Raw genomic sequence first — 20,272 nt, forward strand, 5'->3', positions numbered from 1 at the left:
AAATCAGGCTGAATGAAGACTGACTCCAATTTCCTGACTGGAGACGATTAACTTCTGAGCATTTTGCTCCCTAATATGAAGCATTTTCTTCAACTAAACCTATACTTTGAATTCTGATTAAACCCGCCAATTTAGAGAGCCGCAAGAACTGTGAGCTTGGGCTATGTTAGGGCATAGTAACGCTCTGGAGCTAAGGGCTGCGGCTTTGGAGCACACTGTGTGCTTAGACCAAATTAAGTTAACTCTGCAAGGGCAGGTGAGCAAATGTTGCTCGATGCTTGCTACTCAATGCTTATGGCGGGTTTCTAAATCATTGAGCAAGGCAATTTTAAGCAGCTCAAACGCGGTTGTTTTGTCCTAAGTAGCCATCATCGTCACCTTGGTGTTATCGGTAAGTTACTGAGGCTAAAAATTCTGTAATTTACCTAGTCTGAGTAATTATTCATCCTGTGACCCACCCGTCCCAAGTTCCGCCTGATTTGAAAGATGATTTGCTGCGAGCCGTAGACAGTAGCCCCGCAGACTGGATTTTGCTAAACCTCGCCCTCAGCACCATGAAAATGGGCGGGCACCGCTACGGAGCCTTTTTAGACGCCGCCACCACCGCCGCTAAACTGGCGATCTACAGCACCTTCGTCGAACAGGGCAACAATATTCGCAAGACGGGGTTTTTGTACCACGTTGAACCCAAACGGGTCAAAGCCATAGTGCAAGAGATTCAGGTCGCCCTAGCGGAAGGGCAGAGCCTCAAGGTACTCAATTCAAAGGAGCCCTACTATCTCATTGCCCTGCCGTTTCTCTGGCAAGAGCACTTTCCCTGTCCCCCTGGTGCAGCGCGGGTGCGATTGCAGGGGTTGACCCCCGGCGAGCGCAAGACTATCGAAGAGAGCCTGCCCTCCAGCGCTCCTCGAGCGCGCATCTTAGACCAGGTCGAGTTCGCCGAGTTGATGGAATTACTTCATCATATGTCGCAGGAGGAACTGCCCTCCAGCCAGCGCATGCCCTTCAGCGATGCCCTGATGTTGCACATCAAGTTTCGGCTGCTGCACTCTGGCACCGTCATCCAAATTGACTCTCCCCTAGTGGATATTCCGCTGTATGCCCTGGCTAGTGAGTCCTACTCACCTAAAGGTGAGCAGGAGCGGGTCTTCGCCATGATCGACGACGTGGCCAGATTCTTCAGCTTGCTACAGGCCTGGGTGCGAGAAGATGAGGGCGTGCTGCGGGGGGTAGAGGTGTTTGATGTTGCCCCCCAAGACCGCAAGGCCGCTTTAGAAGAACTTGATGCCATGCTGCGTGCCTGGGCCGACAAGTATCACCAGGATGGTGGTCTGCCCATGGTGCTGCAATTTGCCGCAGGCCGCCGCGAGTACGAGTAAAGCGCTAGGTTGCAATCTAGGCCTTAACCCAGTGGCAATGGTCGAAGCGAGGCATTTGAGGATGGGTGAGCCCGCTCGACTCAACCTGACACCTCGCAGCCAGTGAACTCCACCACTCACCCAAAAAAACGGCCAATCTCACCCCCAGGTTGAGTTAAGCTTAAAATATCGTAAAGAAATGTAACGCTATGGGCCATGTCTCTTCATCGTCTGGCCGTAGGGTAGTAGTGGTTGGCGCTGGCATTGGTGGACTGACCGCAGCGGCCCTGCTGGCTCGCCAAGGTTATGCGGTGCAGGTATTTGACCAGGCCCGTGTGGCTGGGGGTTGTGCCTCAACCTTTAAGCGGCGAGGCTTTACCTTTGACGTAGGAGCAACTCAGGTGGCGGGGCTAGAGCCGGGAGGCATTCACCACCAAATCTTCAGCGAGCTCGACCTGCCGCTGCCTGATGCGACCCCCTGTGACCCGGCCTGTGCCGTGTTTTTGCCCGGCGAAACCGAGCCCATTCAGGTATGGCGCGATCCTGCAGCTTGGCAGGCCGAGCGCCAGCGGCAGTTTCCAGGCAGTGAGCCCTTCTGGCAGCTGATGCAGACTCTGTTTCAGCCCAGCTGGCGGTTTCAGGCGCGACAACCGGTATTGCCCCCCCGCAGCCCGTGGGATCTGTGGCAGCTGACCCAAGCCCTGCGCCCCGATACCCTGGTGACGGTGCCCTACACCTTTAGCACAGTGGGCCAAGTACTGAGGCAGCTGGGGTTGGCGGGCGATCGCCGCCTCAAGACTTTCCTCGACCTCCAGCTCAAACTCTACTCCCAGGTGAGTGCCGATGAGACGGCGGTGCTCTACGCCGCTACCGCCCTGAGTATGTCTCAAGCGCCCCAGGGTCTGTGGCACCTAAAGGGCAGCATGCAGGTGCTGAGCGACAGCTTGGAAAAAGCGCTGGTGCGCGATGGTGGCCTGCTTCAGCTCAACCATGGGGTGCGGCAGATCCATGGGGTGCAGGGCCGAGTGGGCGGAGTAACCGTCGAAGACCAGAGCACAGGCAAAACTTGGGTAGAACCCGCTGACCACGTGGTAGCCAATGTAACGGTGCAAAATTTAGTGCAGCTGTTGGGCGATCGCGCTCCCCAGGGTTATCAGCGACGGGTTGAGGCGCTGCCTGAGGGCAACGGTGCTTTTGTCCTGTACTTGGGAGTAGAGGCGGCGGCGATTCCCACCGATTGCCCACCTCACCTACAGTTTCTCTACAGCTACGACAGCCCCATTGCCGAAAATAACACCCTGTTTGTGTCAGTCAGTCGCCCTGGAGACGGACGCGCCCCTGAGGGACGAGCCACCATTGTGGCCTCATCGTTCACTAACCTTGCGCCCTGGTGGCAGGGCGATTATGAGGCTATGAAGCAGGCCTATACTGACGGTGCTCTGCGGCGGCTGTCTAGCTATTTTGACCTGCGGGCCGAGCATCTGATTCACGTCGAGGCAGCTACTCCCCGGACCTTTGCCCACTTTACCGCCCGCCACCAGGGCAGTGTTGGTGGGTTGGGGATGCGGATAAACACATTTGGACCCTTTGGGTTTGCTAATCGCACGCCACTGGCCGGACTTTGGCTTGTGGGTGACAGTACCCATCCGGGTGAGGGGACGGCAGGGGTGAGCTACTCGGCCCAAACCGTAGTGAGGCAGATTGTGGCCCAATAAAGCCTCCTCAAGAGTCAGCGAGGGGCAAATCCTCAAGAAAACTTTAAAAAATGCATCCTACTTGACGGAGAAAACTGTCCCTGTCCTGGGTATTATTGTCTAAACTATGCCCGTACTCTGGGCTAGTCTAAGTAAAACTCGCTACTTAGCCTACCGGCAAACCTGCTGTAGCTAAGCCGTCCCTGTTCCTGAAAGTGCAGCTAATCCTTGCAACCATCGGTTTTGATCGGGTGCCTTCGTCATCTACCGCTCTTCTAATCAGGTCAGCAGCATGAGTCCTTGGGATTCCTTAGATTCGTGGTCAAATTACTCTAGTCGGCCCCCCGCTAACCTAGAGGACTTGCTCTACCAGCACTGGCAGTACTGGCGCAAGCAGGAGGCCCCCCACGAGCTGATTGCGCGGTTTCGCAGCCTGTTTTTGGATGTGGCTAACTACCCCGACAGCTCAGTGGCTAGCGCCCTTTTGAGTTTGTCTGAGCAAGAGACCGCTGACCGCGAGTTTAAGTATGTGCTCAACCGCTGCTGCTACACCCTGATCAATCTCTGGTACACCCAGCCTCGTGATCATTGGGCAATTCCAGAACTGGTGCGGCTCTTTGAGGATTTGCCCCCCGCCAATAGCACTAACCCCAAGGCTCGAAAGGTCTACGGCTTAGTCAAGGAGTTTCCTCAAACTGAGCAGTATGCGTCTTTGGTGCGGCTTCAGCAGATTATGGCTCCTGCTCGGGAGGCCGATGTTTCAGCGGCAGCCGTGATTGAAGATCAGCCTCTGGCCCACCGCATTCGCCACTACCCCTTTCTCTACGACAACAGTCTGCTGACCAAAGACAGTGGCCAAGAGCAAAAACAAAACATCAACGACCTGCGCCGTCGAGCTGAGACCGACCTGGGCATTCGCTTGGCCAGATACCATGCTCAGCACCAAACTTCCGGTCGGGCTATACAGGCGGTCAACCCCACCTTGCTTGATGCTGATGGTCTAGAGCAGGCGCTGAGCTTTTACACCGGCAAAATTGATGGGCGCACCCACCGCGACCAAGCTCGCTGGTTTGCTACTTACAGCAAAACTGTGCGATCGTTTCGCGACTTCAAAGATGAGTTTGTCGACTACCTAATCGGCCCGATCGCAGCGGCAGAGCCTAAGTACAGCGGCAACCATTTCACCCGCAACCTGCGCCAGTACCTGCGCGAAACCCTAGCGGAGTTCGACAACCAGCCGTTGAACAGCTTTATTTTGGTTGAGACCTGTCGCCGTCTGCTCAACTTTTTGGTGGTCGATAGCCCCCACCGGCCCGTATTTCGCAACTTTCGCCACCTGGTCAACGATGTGGGACACACCCTGACCATGGGGCTGCTGCTGCGGCTGGTGCTGTTTTGCTCGGCCGCCAAGCCTTGGCTGGAGCGCTGCTTTTCGGTGCTGTTTAATCTGCATGAGCGCCGCACCTGCAAAGAGGTGCCCTGGCTGGTCACTAGCCTGGAGCACGCCAACGTGGCGCTGATCACTAACTTTAACGATGTGGGCTACCAATTTTAGATCGCTACTGGGATGAGCCAGGCAACGGCTTTAGTTTTCCTTTCAGGGGGAGCTGGCTGCTCGCCTTGGCAGATGCAGGCTAAGGCTATTGCGGGTTTTAGCCCCTGTCTGGGGTGGGTTAGAGCTTGAGCATAGCTGTAGCCAAGATGACTGGGGCCAAACTTAAGGAGAAGAAGCTTGGCAAAGGGCTGGGTTGGGGTCAAGGGAGTGGCGATCGCCGCCATAGCAGTGGGCCTGGTACTGCGTTTCTCTAACTTAGACCGCAAGGTCTACTGGCACGATGAAGTCTATACCAGCCTGCGAGTGGCAGGCTACATCGGCCCAGCCGTGGAGGATGCTGTTTTAGATCGCCCCGATCTGACCGCCACCGATCTGTTGCGCTATCAGCAGATGCCGCCTTCCCCCTCCCTATCAGCTTGCTGGGATGCCCTAGCCAACCACCCGGAGCACCCACCGCTGTATTACCTTGCCGCCCACGGCTGGGGACGGATGTTTGGGGCATCGGTGGGAGGCTATCGAGCGATCGCGGCGATTTTTGGGGCGATCGCCCTGGCGGCCATGTTTTGGCTGGGGCGGCAGCTGTTTCCGCTGCACCCACCCGTAGCCTGGCTGGCGACGGCCCTGATGGCGGTCTCGCCTGTGCAAATCATCTACAGCCAGGAGGCCCGCGAGTATAGCCTATGGGCGGTGGGGTTGCTGCTGTCCCACGGTGCCCTAGCGCGGGCGGTGCGACTCAACCAACCATTGGCTTGGCTAGTCTACGGTCTGGCCCTAGGGCTAAGCTGGTACGGATCGCTGATGACTGGATTGCTGGGGCTGAGTCACCTGGCCTTTGTGGCATTGACCCAGCGGCAGCGACGGCCCTGGATGGGGTTTGTGCTGGCCCAGGGTTTGGGCATTGGGCTATTCACCCCTTGGATTTGGACGATTGTGCGACGGTGGGAGCGGCTAAGAGAGGTCACCGCCTGGACCGATGACCCTCAGTCTTTAGACTATTTGGCGAAGCTGTGGGGTTTGCATTACAGCGCCACCGTGGTTGATTTTAATCTGCCCATCGACCATCTTTTTACGGTGGTTGGTCCGGCCCTGGTGCTGGGACTGGTGACCGTCAGCCTGGTTCACGTTGGGCGACACTATCCTCGCTCAACGGCGGTGTTTTTGGGCTGCGGGCTGCTGTTGCCGCCCCTAGTGCTGATTGGCGGTGACATTGTGCGCAGCGGGCAGATTTCGACCAATACCCGCTACTTTTTTCCGTCGCTGCTGCTGGTGCCGCTGGCGATCGCCCCCCTGATTAACGCTGGGCTTGCCGCCGCATCGCAGCGCTCTAGGACAGTGGGGGCGGCTCTTCTGGCTCTGCTGCTCACCCTGGGCATTGCCTCTGGGTTCGCCAACAACCGCGCCTTCACCTGGTGGAACAAATCTCTCAGCTACCCCAACCTGGCGATCGCCAACTACCTCAACCAGCAGAACGCTTCGGTAGTTATCTTTGGCGAGAGCGGTATTGCCCTGGGAGAAGCAATTTCCCTCAGCCACTACCTCACCCCCGAGACCGCTCTATGGCTGCTGCCCGAGAGAACCTTGCCCCCGGCGGCCACCCTGCAGACCGTCGCCCAAGACCAGCCCAGGCTATTTTTGTTTGAGCCGCCGTCGACCATGCTCGACACGGTGCCGCTGGGGTGGCAGATAGCTCCAACCGCCGATGTTAACGGGTTCGCTCCCAATGACCTGGTGCAGCTGATTCCGCCGCAGGGGTCTTGAACTGCGCTAACTCACCGCCGGAGCCTGCATTTGTAGACTGCCGAGGGTAGCATCCATCGTCACTGAGCCGCCAATGGGTAACGTCCAAAGTGGCTCTACATGCCCAATCCAGGCGCCTGCATAGGCGGGAATGCCTAGGGGTTTGATGTGGTCTTGCAGAATGTCCTCCAAGGTGAGCGAGCCATAGCCTTCACCGGGGCCGCAGGCGGTGCACTGGCCGAACACAAACCCCGCCAGACCGTCGAGCACCCCAGCCAGCTTGAGCTGGGTCAGCATGCGATCGATGCTGTAGGGAGCTTCGCCCACATCTTCTAAAAATAGAATTGCCCCAGTTGTGTCGGGCATATAGGGCGACCCCACAATGCCAGAAATGACTGAAAGATTGCCCCCCAGCAGTGGCCCGGTGGCGCGGCCCGAGGTAATGGTTTGAATGCGGCCCTGGTCGCGCATCAGGCGGTCTTGATCGCCCCCCAACAGCGGGTTGCTGTAGGTGAGCATTTCACCATTGATCAAAATGCGGCGCAGCGGCTCTACCTGGTCGTCTCGCCAGGCGGTTAGGCCGTGGGGGCCGTGGAATGTGACCAGCCCCGTCTGGGCGTAGAGCCCCAGCAATAGAGCCGAGATGTCGCTAAAACCGATGATAACCTTGGGGTTGGCGCGAATTAGGTTGTAGTCGAGGTAGGGCAGAATGCGGGCGCTGCCCCAGTCGCCGCGAATGGGCAGCAGTGCTTTTACTGCCGGGTCGGCGAACATGGCATTTACATCGGCGGCCCGCTCGGCGTCGGTGCCCGCTAGATAGCCGTAGCGCGCCAGGGCGTGGGGAGCCACGCGGGGCACGAAACCGAGGGCTTTGACAGCGTCGATCACCAGATCGAGGCGATCGCGCTCAAAGGTGGCCCCCGCTGGGCTGACAATGCCCACCGTATCCCCTGCTCGCAAGCGCGGCGGCAGTAGGGTAGGACGCCCTTGGGCCTGCACCGCCCGCTGCCCAAGCGTCACCCCTGCCGCTGCTACCCCCAGCCCGCCCAATAGCTGTCGCCGCCGCATACGCGCTACCCTAAAATTTTGCAACACCACTGCCGAGCATACACCGGAGTCCCCCCGTGACCGCACAACCTTCGTCCTCATCCCTGCCATCTCTTGGACCCGACGATTGGGAACAGCGCTACCAAGAGGGCACCCCCCGCTGGGATCTAGGTCATCCCGCCCCCGCCTTTCAATCGCTGCTTACTGCTGCGGATGCGCCTCAGTCGGGCCGTGCGATCGCCCTCGGTGCTGGACGCGGCCACGATGCTATCTTCTTTGCTCAGCAGGGGTTTGAGGTGACTGCCGTAGACTTTGCCCCTTCGCCGATGCAGTCGCTGAGGGAGCAAGCCCAGGCGCAGCAGCTTTCCCTTAACCTGCTGCAAAAGGACATCTTTGAGCTGACCCCTGATCTGGCGGGCCAGTTTGACTATGCGATCGAACACACCTGCTTTTGTGCGATCGATCCTGCTTTGCGTCCTGACTACGTGGCTTTGGTGGCGGAGTTGCTGGTTCCCGACGGCGAACTGCTGGCTGTCTTCTTCACCCACCAGCGCTCCGGTGGCCCTCCCTTTGGCACCACCTCGGCAGAAGTGCGCCAGCTCTTTGAACCCCACTTTGAAATATTGACTCTGGAGCCAGTGACGAACTCTATACCCTCGCGGCAAGGGGAGGAGCATTTTGGGCGACTGCGGAAGCGGGGATGAGAGAGATGAGGGGATGAGGGAGAAGGGGAGATGAAGGAGACTTTAGCTTACTTCCCCACCCTCCTCACCTTCTCTATCCTCCTGACCTTCCTCACCTGCCCCATCTTTCTCATCTCCTTATACTGAAGAAGACCGTTCACCCCGAATCTTCCCCATGGATTTAGAGCAGATTTCTGCCCAGCTTAAAAGCGAAGACTCGAAAGACCGCATGCTGGCTCTGGCCTCGCTGCGGGATGTGCCTGCGGCTCAGGCGGCACCGCTGATTCGGCAGGCGCTCCACGACAAAAACCTGCAAATCCGTTCGATGGCGGTGTTTGCTCTGGGCATTAAGCCCGATGAAGAGTCCTACGATATTTTGATCAATCTGCTCACCTCTGACCCTGACTACGGCATTCGTGCTGACGCGGCGGGGGCACTGGGATATTTGGAAGATCCCCGAGCCTTTGAGACTCTGGTGCGGGCCTTTTACGAAGACACCGACTGGCTGGTGCGCTTCAGTGCGGCGGTTTCCCTCGGCAATCTCAAAGACCCTCGCGCCCACGATGTGCTGATGCAGGCGTTGCAGAGTGACGAGGTGGTGATGCAGCAGGCGGCGATCGCGGCTGTCGGCGAGATTGGCGACCTGGAAGCGGTTGATGAAATCCTCAAGTTTGCCCAGTCGGAAGACTGGCTGGTGCGCCAGCGCTTGGCCGAGGCTCTGGGCTATCTGCCCACACCCAAAACTGAGCCAGCCCTGCGTTATCTCGAAAAAGACTCCCAGTTTCAGGTGGCTGAGTCGGCGCGAATTTCTCTCACCCGACTGCAGAAGCGTAAGGACGGTTAGTGCGCATCGATATCGCTGGGTCAAATTGACATAATGCGGCGTGCAATTGGCAATTTGACCTCTGAAAGCATTACACAGCTGTGCCACTTTGCTTTGCAGCGGCCTCTGCAAGCTAAACAGCTGTGCCACTTTGCTCAACAGCGGCCTGTGTATGTCAAACAGCTGTGCCACTTCGCTTTGCATCGGCCTGTGTAAGCTAAACAGCTATGCCACTTCGCTATACAGCTGTGCCACTTTGCTTTGCAGCGGCCTTAGTTTGTTAAGCGGGCTGCTGAGTATGCCAAGTTGCGATCGCAGTGGGCTTGATTTGGCGATCGCAGCCCCCGACAGCAATGGGTAGTCCGTCGAGGGCGGGCGAGGGCTTTACTCAATCAGCACGGTTTTGGTGGCGATCGCCATCCACATCTCGGCTCCGCTCGATGCTGGCGTGGTGCCTGCTGGGGAGGTTGGGTCAGGGGTGCCGCTGGTGGGCGGCACGGGGATGGGGTCGCTCCAGTCGTTGGGGTCGGTGTAGCCGAGGGTGTGGAGGATTTTGATGGTGCGATCGATGCCGGCGAGGCTGCCGTAGAGCATGTGGCGCACCCGCTCTGGACGAACTTGGGAGGTGCTGTGTGAAGACGGCGGAAGATTAGATGCGCCGCTGGCATCAGGTTCGAGATATTCAAACATCGGTTCTGTTTCCTTGTTGTGGGTACGGTATTGATATGACAAACTCGCGTATCCGCCCATATGCGATGCCTCTCAAATCTTCACAAAACAAGCCTTTTCGGCCTTTTTCGGCGTTCTTTTTACTAACCTATGTAGGATACTCTCCTACAGAAAATCTTCCTAAGGGCAAGGCAAGAAACGACCATTGGCTAAAAATTTGGTAGCTTAATATCCGGATTCACATTGCCGACGTAGCGACGCAAAATGGTCTCCGGCGTATTGCCAGACACCGCACTAATCGACCCAATCGACTCCCCCTCCTCCACCGAATGAGAAATTCTAGATATCCGCGTTGTGTAGGGCTTCCGGTATCGAATCTCCGCCAGTTTCAGCGCCAGTTGCCAATACCGCTTTCGAAAATTCCCCGTATGAATTGGCTTCCCTCGCACCGACGTGAAAATGAGACTGTCCGGGGATGGCTGCTCAACCCCTTGGCTCATACACACCGCATCCTACCGACGCTTCAAGATCTCTTTTGCCGTCTCATTGAGCGGAATAGCCCTCGTCTTCCCCTTCTTGGGCAGCTTCCGCTCCTTCTTGCGGGTCAGCTGCTCCAAAATATTCACCCGCGAAAAGTCCTTCGCCAAATGTTTCCACCGTAGCCCCAGCAGTTCACCAGGCCGACACCCCAGATTCAGCGCCACCCGCACGTAGTCCGCATAGTGGGTCAACCGCTCCTCTGTTTGAAAAATGCTGATCAGCTCCTCAATCTCCACGCGGGTGAACGGCGACGGCAGCTTCTGCGTCAGCTTCACCCCCTTAATGGCCTCCGTCCACGGATCCGGTTCCACCCCGTAGCCCCGTCGGGCTGCCCACTGCCACTCATCTCGAATCCGGTACAGGTAGCTTTTGCGTGTTTCCTGGCTCAGCGGTTTTTCCATCAGCCAGTCCACAAACTTAAATCCGTCCTCTTCCCGTAGCCCCTTAATCAGTTTTTCACCCCAAAACGCTTGCAGCTTCTTCAGAGCATAGCGGTAGCCATCCTCCGTACTATCGGCATCAAATCGATGGGTCTTGCGGTACAGCTCCCATAGCTCATCGAGCCGTCGCGGCTCCCCTGTCTTCTGGACAACCTCCTGCTTCGGAAACAGACGGTACTTCGCTTTGGTTGGGTCAAAGGTGCCGTTCTTCAAATCCACCGCCAAAAGCTCAGCGCGGTTCTGAGCCAGCTCCCGATTTGTGGGTGTATCTTTGGTCCCCAGATAGCAGTAGTGTCGAGTAACAGATTATCCGTCGTCTTAACAAACTTTTGTCATCTAATCAAAAATCGCTAAACTATTGATAGAAAAGGGTTTTAGCGATTGCCGAGCACCCAATTCTCGTTAGCAAGATTAACATTATATGTGTCGCCTCCTCGAGAACTAACAAATTAACTGTCGTATTTTAGCTGCTACTATCTGGCAGAATTTAACAGAATAAGTGTCATGTATTGAGGGGTCTTACCTTTCAATCTCAATGAAAGTTCATCAACTTTCACTCCCTCTATAGGATTTACCACAGTAGGGACAGAACCGGAACTTGAGAGAGGCAATGGGTTCCTAGCAACCTGAGCAGCGGTCTTGCAACTTGCTCCCACAGACGAAGCATTGCTTTGAGCGCGAAGCCGTTAATTATAGAGGTGGTCTCGCCGGGGACGGAGGCATATAAACGGGGTGGAAAATTTACGCTCTACCGTCAGTTAGACAATCTGAAGGAGTAAAGAGTGGAACCAAAACGGGAAAATTCCTGCCGACGTTTTTGAAAACCTGCGCAAAAATCTGAAAGAAGATTCAGCCTTTCAGGGAATGCCAGGGCGCTGGTATTACGCTGGCCGAGATTCGGTTAAGCGAATCTATAAGTCATGGCTCACCAAGCAGCGTCGCTTATACAGCCGGTTAGATGGTCAAACTCACTGGCTCACCGTCCTCCAGAGTGATGATGAACTCATAGCTGCCTGTAATCAAGACCTAGAGGTAATGCGAGCCGAAGCAGCAGCGCTTTTGGTCAAGGCTGAGGCTGAAGCACCTCCTAGCCCCAGTGCCAAAAAATCAAAAAAATCTCCTCACCCCCAGAAAAAGACTCAAAAGCAGAAATCTGCCCAACCCAGTAAAAGCCTCTATCCTTGGCTATTTGAGGCATACAAAACCGCAGAAACAGATTTGTCTAAGTGCGCGATCGCCTATCTGCTAAAAAATAACTGCCAGATTCCCACGAAAGCAGAGCATCCCAAAAAATTTCAGAAGCGCCGCCGTAAAGCCGAAATTCGGGTAGAGCGGATTATTGAGCAGTTAGCTCGCACTCGACTACCAAAAGGGCGCGACTTAACCAACGAGAAGTGGCTTGACACCCTCAAGATGATCGTTCAGCAAGTTCCAGAAGATGAAACCGAGATTGCTTTATGGGCAGCCGATCTACAAACAGACTCTAGCTCTCTACCTTTTCCCATAGCTTACGAAACCAACGAAGACCTGAACTGGTCTCAGAATGACAAGGGGCGACTCTGCGTGCGCTTCAACGGGCTAGCTGAGCACACCTTTGAGGTCTATTGCGATACCCGTCAGCTCCACTGGTTTAAACGCTTCCTAGACGATCAAACCATCAAAAAACAGGGAGGCAAACTACACTCTGCTGGTGCCCTAACACTCCGCTCGGGTCGCATCGGTTGACGGTTAGGCGCTGGCAAAGATGAACCAAGGAAGGTACCGAAAAAGCTAGCCAAGAAAAAGCCTCTAAAATTGCCCAGGTAATCTCTGGTACAAAGGCCAAAGGTAATTTGACCAGCCAGCAGAAAGACTTTGTTCGCAAGCGGGAAAAAACCTTAGCTCTGCTTCAAAACCCGTTTCCCCGCCCTAGCCGCCCCCTCTATGAGGGAAGTCCAGCAATCCTCGCTGGTGTCAGCTTTGGCTTAGATAAACCCGCCACTCTAGCTATCGTGGATGTCACCACAGGCAAAGCCATTGCCTATAGAAGTATTCGGCAACTGCTCGGCGACAATCATAAGCTGCTCAATCGGCAGCGCCAGCGCCAACAGCAAAAAGCCCAGCAACGACGCAGCAACCAGTTAAAGTTTGCTTCCAGCCGCGTTTCTGAGGGTGGACTAGGAGACCATATTGACTCGCTGATAGCTAAAGCCATCGTCCAAACCGTCCAGCGGTATAACGCCAGCAGCATTGTACTTGGTGATCTAACCAACATCCGCGAGGTCATCGAGAGTGAGATACAGGCCAAGGCAGAGCAAAAGACTGCCCTTAAGGAAATCCAAGCCAAATATGCCCGAGACTATCGCACCAGCATTCACCGTTGGAGCTATAGTCGGCTAGCGCAGAAGATCGAGAGCAAGGCTCTGCAAGCAGGTCTAACCGTGGAAACGATAAAACAGCCCTCCATTGGTACTCTGCAGGACAAAGCACGAGAGATCGCGATTGCAGGCTTTCAATCCCGCAAAGTCAGCTAAATTCTTGACAGTGGTTCATGGGTACCAGTACATTGTTTCTAGCGCCGCAGCTCATGCCAGTAATGGCCAATGTGTTGTGCAAAATGCGAGCTAGTTTGACTATCTGCTAAGTAGTCTTGCTTTCTGGCTCAGGTAACTGTCCACCCGCAAGGTCGTTGGTGCGCTGGCGATCGGAGAGCATGGGTCCTGTAGTGATGGTTACCGCTTACACCTCCGATCAAGGAGGAATCCACCCAAACCCTAAATTTGGCAAACCTAAGCAAGGGCGAAATCTCTAGGGAGTTTGCCAAAAAAGTGAAGCCATTATTGTGGCAGGCTTTCGGCTTATTGGCTGTAGCCCAACCAGTACCCCAAATCCTTTTCTTGCTGTAACAGTGTAACCTTTGCCAAAAAGGCCATTGAAACGCTTGATGGATACGGGCTGTAGATCACAGGGGTTGCCTCACCCTTTGAGGCCCAGGAGCGATTGAAAGCTGTCTCTGGCGCCGCTGTCGGGGGCTATGTGGGGGGGTTGCCTCACCCTTTGAGGCCCAGGAGCGATTGAAAGATCGTAGTGTAGTTGCTGGCGTCAAACGTGCCGCTGGGTTGCCTCACCCTTTGAGGCCCAGGAGCGATTGAAAGAACTAAAGCAAAGGTCAACACCATCATGGCTAGGCAGGTTGCCTCACCCTTTGAGGCCCAGGAGCGATTGAAAGAAGCCAGCTACGCTATCCTCTTAGGGAAGCGTAATCGTTGCCTCACCCTTTGAGGCCCAGGAGCGATTGAAAGTTGACGATACAATTGGGCCCTAAAAAACGTTTCAAGGCGTTGCCTCACCCTTTGAGGCCCAGGAGCGATTGAAAGAGGCTAACAATGTGCTCAGAGCCCGAGGGCAGTGTGAGTTGCCTCACCCTTTGAGGCCCAGGAGCGATTGAAAGTCCTGCTGCCGGTTTACTCTACGGTCTTTTCCGTAGTTGCCTCACCCTTTGAGGCCCAGGAGCGATTGAAAGAATTCGGTTGAGAGTTTCCACTTGGGCATGGCAATGGGTTGCCTCACCCTTTGAGGCCAGGAGCGATTGAAAGTCGATAATCTTAATGTCCAGCAGCTCGGGGGCATTTGTTGCCTCACCCTTTGAGGCCTAGGAGCGATTGAAAGCTCAAGCCAGACCCCTACGATAAGGGTGAAATCGCTGGTTGCCTCCCCAGCTTGAGGCCTGGGAGCATTGGAAGGCGACGTAATCAAGCATTCCCCATGCGACAAGGTTGCCTCCCCCTTCGAGGACTGGGAGGTCTTGAACGCATAAAACGAACTGATGCAGCATCACGCGCGGGCAAGCTGCCTCACCATTTGGGCTTAGAAGCTAAAGTCCCAGCAAACTGAACTAATGTCTTTCAGGACAAGCGTACTGCCACACTGGGTTTGCGTTATTCTTGACTTGGGTGGATTGAAAGGCGCGCTTCCTTCACACTAGGCTGATAGAAGCGCTTTTGGACGACACTAAAGTGTTATCGACTGATCTTAAGGCTTTTGATGACATCAGACTGTTAAGACGACATCGAACCCGTTAGGACGACACTAAAGTGTTATCGACGACAACTAAATCGTTACTCGACACTCGACAGTATGGGCGATACTGGTTTCGAACCAGTGACCTCTTCCGTGTGAAGGAAGCGCGCTACCACTGTGCTAATCGCCCTTGGGTTTTTTAAGATAGCACATCTTCTGGGGCGGTTTAGCGAAAATCTTAATTTCAGGTCAAGCCATATCAGGAGGGACTGGGCTGCCCTGTTGTGCTTGCTGAAGCTGTGCTTGAATTAGGGCCTGCATGTCTTGACGGTGAATCTCGACACCTTGGCTTACCTGCCCCGGCGTTTCAAAAAAGATCAGGCTGTCGATGGGCTGCATAGCCAGCAGCTGAAACAGGATGTGCACCACGGGCACCGGCAGAGCCATGACCTGGGGATCTTTGACGGTGGCTTGGCTGGTGGCAGCGTCTTGCAGGGTGGGGTAGGCGTAGACGATATTCTTTTGGCTGTTGGGCTGGGTGCGGTTACTGAGGGTGGTCATCATCCAGCCCTGCTCTAGGGTTTGCAGCACGTAGTATTGCTCATGCTTGAGCTGCCCGGCGATCGCCTTGAGGGTGGGCGCAATGGTGGTAATGGCGTTGCCAGTTACGCCATCGTTGGGGGCACTGTGCTGGAGGGAGACAATTTGGGCATCAAGATCCATAGCGGGTTCTGAGGGATAGTTGGGGGCTAGCGTTGAAGGTGACGGCTTGGGCCAAGAAATTTAAAGATGGCGATGGTTGAAGACCGTTCCAGGGAACCATCGAGCTTGATCTAGCATCACTTTACCGCAGGGGGCTACCGGCGAGGTGCCTCGCCCCGCATCCATAAAATTACGGACAGATGTTAAGGTGTTGGGTAGCTTGCAATTCTTGGGCAACCAATCTACTTAGACTCAGACTTTTCTACCTACTGCGTCTAGATTGGTCTCGTTAGCTAACCGCTATAGCTCACCCCAAGGTCGCAGCGGGCGCATCCACCACGTTCCTAAAAACCTGAATATCGCTCCACGGGTCTGTGTAGCTTTTTGAGGATAGCCAGATTGAGTCAGGGTATCTGTGCGTTGAGTGTGGATTCGCTTAGCCAGCTTTTCTACCAAGATTTAAAGAATGGTACTGGTGCCCCAGAGTCGGGGTGCCAGGCGATGGCTCAGCGGTTGGCTAGCGAAGTGCAGCGCATCTGTAACGAGAGCGATCGCATTCAGTCATCCGGCGATGTTGAAGCCTGGGCCAAATCGCTGGGCAAACACCGTCTAGATCAGTGTTTCAAATATTACAACCTGGGGTCACGCCAGGGCCGCGTTGAGCTGCACAGCACCCTCAGCGCCATCGTATACCGCTACATTACGCCGCCCCAGGCGCAAACCAGCTACCCAGCTCGGCTGGCGCTGATCGAAGATTTTCTCCAGGGGTTCTACGTCGAGGCGCTCAACGCCTTTCGGCGGGAAAATCAGCTGGGCGATCGCTATCAGCCCCGCACGCTGCTTGAGCTGGCTGAGTTCATGGCCTTTTCTGAGCGCTACGGCAAGCGGCGTATTCCGCTGCCCGGCCGGCGCAGCCAGCAGCTGATCATCCTGCGAGCCCAGACCTTTTCCAAGCAGCAGCCCCCCGAAGTCGCCATCGACATCGAGCAGGCCACCGACTACGGCGGCGACGGCGATGACGTTCGCCCCGCCGCTTCCCACCAGCGGGTGCGCGAAGAGATGATCGCCCAGGCCGATGATCTGCCCGAAAACTCCCTGCGGGGGCGGGTAGTCGAAGAGCTGCTGGCCTATCTTAAAGAGCGCAACCAGGATGAGTGTGCCGACTACTTTACCCTGCGACTGCTCGACCTGCCCACCCACGAAATCGAGGCTCTCCTAGGGCTGACCCCCCGGCAGCGCGATTACCTCCAGCAGCGGTTTAAGTACCACCTGCTGCGCTTTGCCCTGTCCCATCACTGGGAATTGGTGCATGAATGGTTAGAGGCGGGCCTAGAAACTAACCTGGGCCTAACCGCCCAGCAGTGGCAACAGCTGCAAGACAGCCTCAACACTAAGCAAGCCAGACTGCTCTCCCTCAAACAGCAGGGCATACCCGATGGCGAAGCCGCTAAAATCTTGGGCATAACCGCTACCCAATTTCAAAAGCAGTGGACTAAGCTCCTAGAGCAAGCCTGGGAGATTCGTAACGTTTAATATCCGTCAAACATCCATCCGGACAGACCGTAGCAGGCCATGAATAGAGACTCAGATATCCCCGAAGACCTCTTGCTAAAGCTCCTGCTAGAGCCACTTTCGGCGGATGACTCACCATCAGGAACGCGCTTTTCCCCGGCTACTGACGCTGACACGGCGAAGCTAGAGAGGGCAGGGCTACCTACCCCTCCGGTCTACCCTGATCCTGAGACATCTACCCCAGCGCCAGCGGCTTCAGAGGATGATGCGCTCAACCTCAGCTACACCCCTGTCTTTGACTCTGGAGACCTATCCACTGTGCAACCCCATTTTGAAGCCCTTTTGAAGCGCCGCCTGCGGCAAGAGATTGCCCATCGCCCGCCTCTGTTTCCTTGGGAGAAAGGTCTGCAAGACTATCCCGATGCCCTGCGCCCTAGCGCCGCCTCTATTTGGTTAGACCACCTTAGAAATCTTTCGGTTCCCGGCGATGTGCCTGAAGATGTGCTGGCTGACTTGCTCAACCAGTGCCAGCAGGTGGCTCAAGACATTCGCCAAACCGGTCGGCGACTGGTAGCGGCGGTCGAAGGCTTGTTTCCAGATCAACCCCAAACCCTGGAATACATTGCTGGGCTGGTGGCTCGACCGGCCTACCGGTCAGCTCAAACCGAGGCTTTGACCCAGGTAGACTACAACACGGCCTCGACGCAGCAGCAGGTGGCGCTAGCTATGCTGGCTGCCCAAGGCATCTTTGAAGCCCTATCGCTGACGGTAGGAGAAGCCAACCCCACCCAAACCCAGACCTGGCTCACGGCCTCTGGCCTGTTGACGGTGCAGGCGGCCTACGCGGCTGTCGGACAGCTGGAGGTCAAGGCGGTGCTACCGGCGGACGGTAGCCTGGTGCTGACCAGCCTGGGCGAAACCGTTGGCTCCGAACGCTCTACCCCCGGCGAGCTGGTGCTGCGCTTGACCACCCAGCCCGGTGCTGTGCATCGTCTGGATGTCAGCCTAGGGGAAGCCCAGGTGGCCCCCCTGAGCTTTCAGGTGATGATTGCTGAGCGCTAGAGTGACTCTGGGCAGGGGCTAGCCCAGCGGTTAGCATGGAGGCGACCCTCCTCCGGTTTGTCTATGGTCGCGTCCCGCTGGCTGGCCTCTTCTCCCTTAACTCGGCCCATCCCTCACGATGAAATTGAAGACTCGCGGCTGCTGCGGGTGCTGGTGCAGGGGTTAGTTACCGTAGGCATTGGTTCGGTGGTGGTAGCCGCCGCTGGGGTGACTGCGGCTTCGTGGTGGAACCTGCTGGCTATACCCCTAAGCGCGGTGGGAGCAACCTTTAGCTGGCAGCGGCGACGCGATCGCAACATCGCGGTGAAATTTCTTATTGCCATCGGCATGCTAGTGGCTCTGGCGGCGTTTTTTTCTCGGCTGCTCGAAGCGCCCGGCGACACCCGCATTGTGCTAGCAGAACTCTTGGTGCAGCTGCAGGTGCTGCACAGCTTTGACCTACCCCGCCGCAAAGACCTGGGCTACTCGATGATGATTGGCTTGATCTTGCTGGGGGTGGCTGCCACTATCAGCCAGACCTTGGCCTTTGCACCGCTGCTGCTGCTGTTTTTGGCGTTGGCAGTGCCGGTGCTGAGGCTCGACTACCAGTCGCGGTTGGGATTAGGACCAATCGCCTGGGGCGAGATCAAGTTGCGGCCTAGCCTAGGGCGGTTTTTGGGCCTAATGGGGCTGATTGTGGGCCTGGGGCTGCTGATTTTTGTCTTTTTGCCCCGGCTGCCGGGCTACCAGATTCAGAATTTTCCGGTGAGTTCGGTGATCGACACGCCAGGAGATTTTTCGGGGGAGGATATTCTCAACTCGGCCTACCGAAACGAAGGTGAAGACGGCGAAGGCGACGGCTTTGGCGACGGCGCTGGCACCATTCGAGGGCAGGGCAAGTCTACTGGTCCTGGGGTGGTGGATACCGTTTCTTACTACGGCTTTAACCAGCGAATGAACCAAAACCTGCGGGGCACCATGACTCCCCAGGTGGTGATGCGAGTCAGGTCTCAGGCACCGGGCTTTTGGCGAGTGCTGGCCTTTGACACCTACACGGGCCAGGGCTGGGATATCTCCCGCAATGACGATACCCAGACGCTAAAGCGATCGCGGTTTTCGGCCCAAACCTTTTTGCCCATGGACCCAACCCTGTCCCGCGATCGGGAGGTGGTGCAGACTTACACCTTAGTCAGCGAACTGCCCAACCTGATTCCGGCGATGTATCAGCCTAAACAACTCTACTTCCCAACTCGAGAGGTGGCCATCGACGCCGAAGGCAGTCTTAGGTCACCCGTGATCTTGCAGGAAGGCATGACCTATACGGTGGTGTCGCGGGTGCCTTTTCGCGATCGCACCCTGCTGGGTCAGGCGGGCACCCGCTATCCCCCCGGCATTCGCTCCCACTACCTCCAGGTGCCGGAGGAGATTCTAAAGCCGGTAAGGGCTAAAACCGAGGAGCTGCTTGCCACCTCCCCGGTGCCCCTGACCAATGCCTACGAAAAATCCCTTTACTTGGCCCAGGCTCTCAAGCAGCGCTACACCATTCAACCCGAGCTGCCCTTCTTCAGCGCTGAGCAAGATCTCGTTGAGAACTTTTTGTTTCAAGCCCAGGGAGGCTACCCCGACCATTTCTCCACCGTGTTGACCATCATGCTGCGCTCCATCGACATCCCAGCGCGACTGGTGGCAGGGTTTGGGGAGGGTGAATTTAACCCCTTCACCGGGTTCCACGTGGTGCGCAATACCGATGCCTATGCCCTCACCGAAGTCTATTTTCCCCAATACGGTTGGTTTGGCTTCGACCCCATCCCCGGCCATGAGCTGATTCCGCCTAGCCTTAGAGAGTACGAAACCTTCAGCACGGTGCGGCGGGTTTGGGCTTGGCTGGCTGGCTGGCTGCCCTCTCCCTTAGTGGGCTTCGTCGATGGCTTGGTCAGCTTGCTTGGCGATGGGATCGCCTATCTATTACGCACCTTTAACGTGCTGCTAAATCTAGGCTGGGTAGGCATTTTGCTGGGCATTGCGATCGCCACCGCCTTTGGCTTCATCGCCTGGCTAGCCTTCTTAGGGTTGCGTCGAGGCTGGCGCTACCGACAACTGCGCCAGCTCGCCCCCACTGAGCGGTTATATCAACAAATGCTGACTTGGTTTGCCCACCAGGGCCTCGGCAAAACCCCTGCCGAAACCCCCATCGAGTATGGCCAGCGCCTCTACCAGCAGACCCGGCCTCAGCCCGCCCAGGCCGCTAACGAAATTACCCACGCCTATGTCCGCTGGCGCTACGGCGGTGAACCCCAAAATCTCGCCTACCTAAGCGAAAAATTGCAGACCATCCGCAAAAAGGATAGCCCCCGCCAACGGCTCATTCGTCGCTAAACCAGCCCCGATTGGTTCAGGATAATCATTGATTATTCTGAGGTTTCCGTTATGCTCGATCCATTAGTTGGAGTCGGTGAGTCAAGGCCATTAGTG

At 56.2% G+C, this 20,272-nt stretch carries 13 protein-coding genes, 1 tRNA gene, 2 pseudogenes and 1 CRISPR repeat array; of the genes and pseudogenes, 11 read left to right on the forward strand and 5 right to left on the reverse strand.

Features of this window, described 5'->3' with window-relative positions; translation table 11 throughout:
• The first annotated feature begins 449 nt into the window (after positions 1 to 449).
• The 4 genes from hetR to NC979_RS16230 all read left to right on the forward strand — a co-directional run bounded on the left by hetR (position 450) and on the right by NC979_RS16230 (position 6,365).
• Positions 450 to 1,379 (forward strand): heterocyst differentiation control protein, encoded by a 930-nt coding sequence (gene hetR / locus NC979_RS16215; protein WP_190517414.1) that lies wholly within the window; start codon positions 450 to 452, stop codon positions 1,377 to 1,379.
• A gap of 188 nt (positions 1,380 to 1,567) precedes the next feature.
• Positions 1,568 to 3,073: a C-3',4' desaturase CrtD gene (crtD, locus tag NC979_RS16220; RefSeq protein WP_190517417.1), complete on the forward strand. Its 1,506-nt coding sequence runs from the start codon at positions 1,568 to 1,570 to the stop codon at positions 3,071 to 3,073.
• Between the two features lie 271 nt (positions 3,074 to 3,344).
• A complete protein-coding gene (locus NC979_RS16225; RefSeq protein ID WP_242023950.1) occupies positions 3,345 to 4,607 on the forward strand; it encodes a hypothetical protein in 1,263 nt (420 codons plus the stop codon).
• A 177-nt stretch (positions 4,608 to 4,784) separates the two neighbouring features.
• A complete protein-coding gene (locus NC979_RS16230; RefSeq protein ID WP_190517420.1) occupies positions 4,785 to 6,365 on the forward strand; it encodes a glycosyltransferase family 39 protein in 1,581 nt (526 codons plus the stop codon).
• Positions 6,366 to 6,371: 6 nt separating this feature from the next.
• Here NC979_RS16230 and NC979_RS16235 read toward each other — a convergent pair whose 3' ends face one another.
• Positions 6,372 to 7,412, reverse strand: coding sequence for a S66 peptidase family protein (locus tag NC979_RS16235; protein WP_190517422.1), 1,041 nt, complete (start codon positions 7,410 to 7,412; stop codon positions 6,372 to 6,374).
• Positions 7,413 to 7,468: 56 nt separating this feature from the next.
• On the opposite strand from NC979_RS16235, the gene NC979_RS16240 reads away from it, so the two are divergent.
• Positions 7,469 to 8,095 carry a methyltransferase domain-containing protein gene (locus tag NC979_RS16240; RefSeq protein ID WP_347403911.1) on the forward strand — a complete coding sequence of 209 codons (627 nt, stop codon included), beginning with the start codon at positions 7,469 to 7,471 and terminating at the stop codon, positions 8,093 to 8,095.
• A gap of 154 nt (positions 8,096 to 8,249) precedes the next feature.
• On the forward strand, positions 8,250 to 8,918 hold the full coding sequence (locus NC979_RS16245) for a HEAT repeat domain-containing protein (protein ID WP_190517424.1): 669 nt from the start codon (positions 8,250 to 8,252) through the stop codon (positions 8,916 to 8,918).
• 363 nt (positions 8,919 to 9,281) lie between these two features.
• Here the strand turns inward: NC979_RS16245 and NC979_RS16250 are convergent, their stop codons facing one another.
• Together NC979_RS16250 and NC979_RS16255 are read right to left on the reverse strand one after the other, a co-directional pair.
• Positions 9,282 to 9,587: a hypothetical protein gene (locus NC979_RS16250; protein WP_190517427.1), complete on the reverse strand. Its 306-nt coding sequence runs from the start codon at positions 9,585 to 9,587 to the stop codon at positions 9,282 to 9,284.
• Between the two features lie 491 nt (positions 9,588 to 10,078).
• Complete coding sequence (locus tag NC979_RS16255; RefSeq protein ID WP_190517429.1) at positions 10,079 to 10,765, reverse strand: tyrosine-type recombinase/integrase; 687 nt, start codon at positions 10,763 to 10,765, stop codon at positions 10,079 to 10,081.
• A gap of 573 nt (positions 10,766 to 11,338) precedes the next feature.
• Here NC979_RS16255 and cas12k (NC979_RS16265) point away from each other — a divergent pair.
• Both cas12k (NC979_RS16265) and cas12k (NC979_RS16270) read left to right on the forward strand, forming a co-directional pair.
• Positions 11,339 to 12,271: pseudogene (gene cas12k / locus NC979_RS16265) on the forward strand (type V CRISPR-associated protein Cas12k); the annotation flags it as partial.
• A 35-nt stretch (positions 12,272 to 12,306) separates the two neighbouring features.
• Positions 12,307 to 13,059 (forward strand): annotated as a pseudogene (gene cas12k, locus NC979_RS16270) (type V CRISPR-associated protein Cas12k); the annotation flags it as partial.
• A gap of 436 nt (positions 13,060 to 13,495) precedes the next feature.
• A CRISPR array of direct repeats spans positions 13,496 to 14,048; the repeat unit is 37 nt; unit sequence GTTGCCTCACCCTTTGAGGCCCAGGAGCGATTGAAAG.
• 615 nt (positions 14,049 to 14,663) lie between these two features.
• Here cas12k (NC979_RS16270) and NC979_RS16275 read toward each other — a convergent pair.
• Both NC979_RS16275 and NC979_RS16280 read right to left on the reverse strand, forming a co-directional pair.
• Positions 14,664 to 14,735: transfer RNA gene (locus NC979_RS16275), tRNA-Val, on the reverse strand.
• Positions 14,736 to 14,794: 59 nt separating this feature from the next.
• Entirely contained in the window at positions 14,795 to 15,268 is a 474-nt protein-coding gene (locus NC979_RS16280) for a hypothetical protein (protein ID WP_190517437.1), read from the reverse strand.
• 405 nt (positions 15,269 to 15,673) lie between these two features.
• Between NC979_RS16280 and hetZ the strand changes: the two genes are divergently transcribed.
• The 3 genes from hetZ to NC979_RS16295 all read left to right on the forward strand — a co-directional run bounded on the left by hetZ (position 15,674) and on the right by NC979_RS16295 (position 20,176).
• Complete coding sequence (hetZ, locus tag NC979_RS16285; protein WP_431191073.1) at positions 15,674 to 16,780, forward strand: heterocyst differentiation protein HetZ; 1,107 nt, start codon at positions 15,674 to 15,676, stop codon at positions 16,778 to 16,780.
• Positions 16,781 to 16,819: 39 nt separating this feature from the next.
• Positions 16,820 to 17,821, forward strand: coding sequence for a hypothetical protein (locus NC979_RS16290; protein ID WP_190517443.1), 1,002 nt, complete (start codon positions 16,820 to 16,822; stop codon positions 17,819 to 17,821).
• A gap of 63 nt (positions 17,822 to 17,884) precedes the next feature.
• The gene (locus tag NC979_RS16295; protein ID WP_190517446.1) at positions 17,885 to 20,176 is read left to right on the forward strand and encodes a transglutaminase TgpA family protein; all 2,292 of its coding nucleotides are present in this window, start codon (positions 17,885 to 17,887) and stop codon (positions 20,174 to 20,176) included.
• Positions 20,177 to 20,272: the final 96 nt, after the last annotated feature.

This window comes from Leptolyngbya subtilissima AS-A7, from assembly GCF_039962255.1.
Classification (GTDB): Bacteria; Cyanobacteriota; Cyanobacteriia; order Phormidesmidales; family Phormidesmidaceae; genus Nodosilinea.

Coding starts and splice junctions, on each gene's coding strand:
- NC979_RS16280 (WP_190517437.1), bottom strand. CDS start 15,268: ATGGATCTTGATGCCCAAATTGTCTCCCTCCAGCACAGTGCCCCCAAC.
- NC979_RS16225 (WP_242023950.1), top strand. CDS start 3,345: ATGAGTCCTTGGGATTCCTTAGATTCGTGGTCAAATTACTCTAGTCGG.
- crtD (WP_190517417.1), top strand. CDS start 1,568: ATGGGCCATGTCTCTTCATCGTCTGGCCGTAGGGTAGTAGTGGTTGGC.
- NC979_RS16290 (WP_190517443.1), top strand. CDS start 16,820: ATGAATAGAGACTCAGATATCCCCGAAGACCTCTTGCTAAAGCTCCTG.
- NC979_RS16250 (WP_190517427.1), bottom strand. CDS start 9,587: ATGTTTGAATATCTCGAACCTGATGCCAGCGGCGCATCTAATCTTCCG.
- NC979_RS16295 (WP_190517446.1), top strand. CDS start 17,885: ATGGTCGCGTCCCGCTGGCTGGCCTCTTCTCCCTTAACTCGGCCCATC.
- NC979_RS16245 (WP_190517424.1), top strand. CDS start 8,250: ATGGATTTAGAGCAGATTTCTGCCCAGCTTAAAAGCGAAGACTCGAAA.
- NC979_RS16235 (WP_190517422.1), bottom strand. CDS start 7,412: ATGCGGCGGCGACAGCTATTGGGCGGGCTGGGGGTAGCAGCGGCAGGG.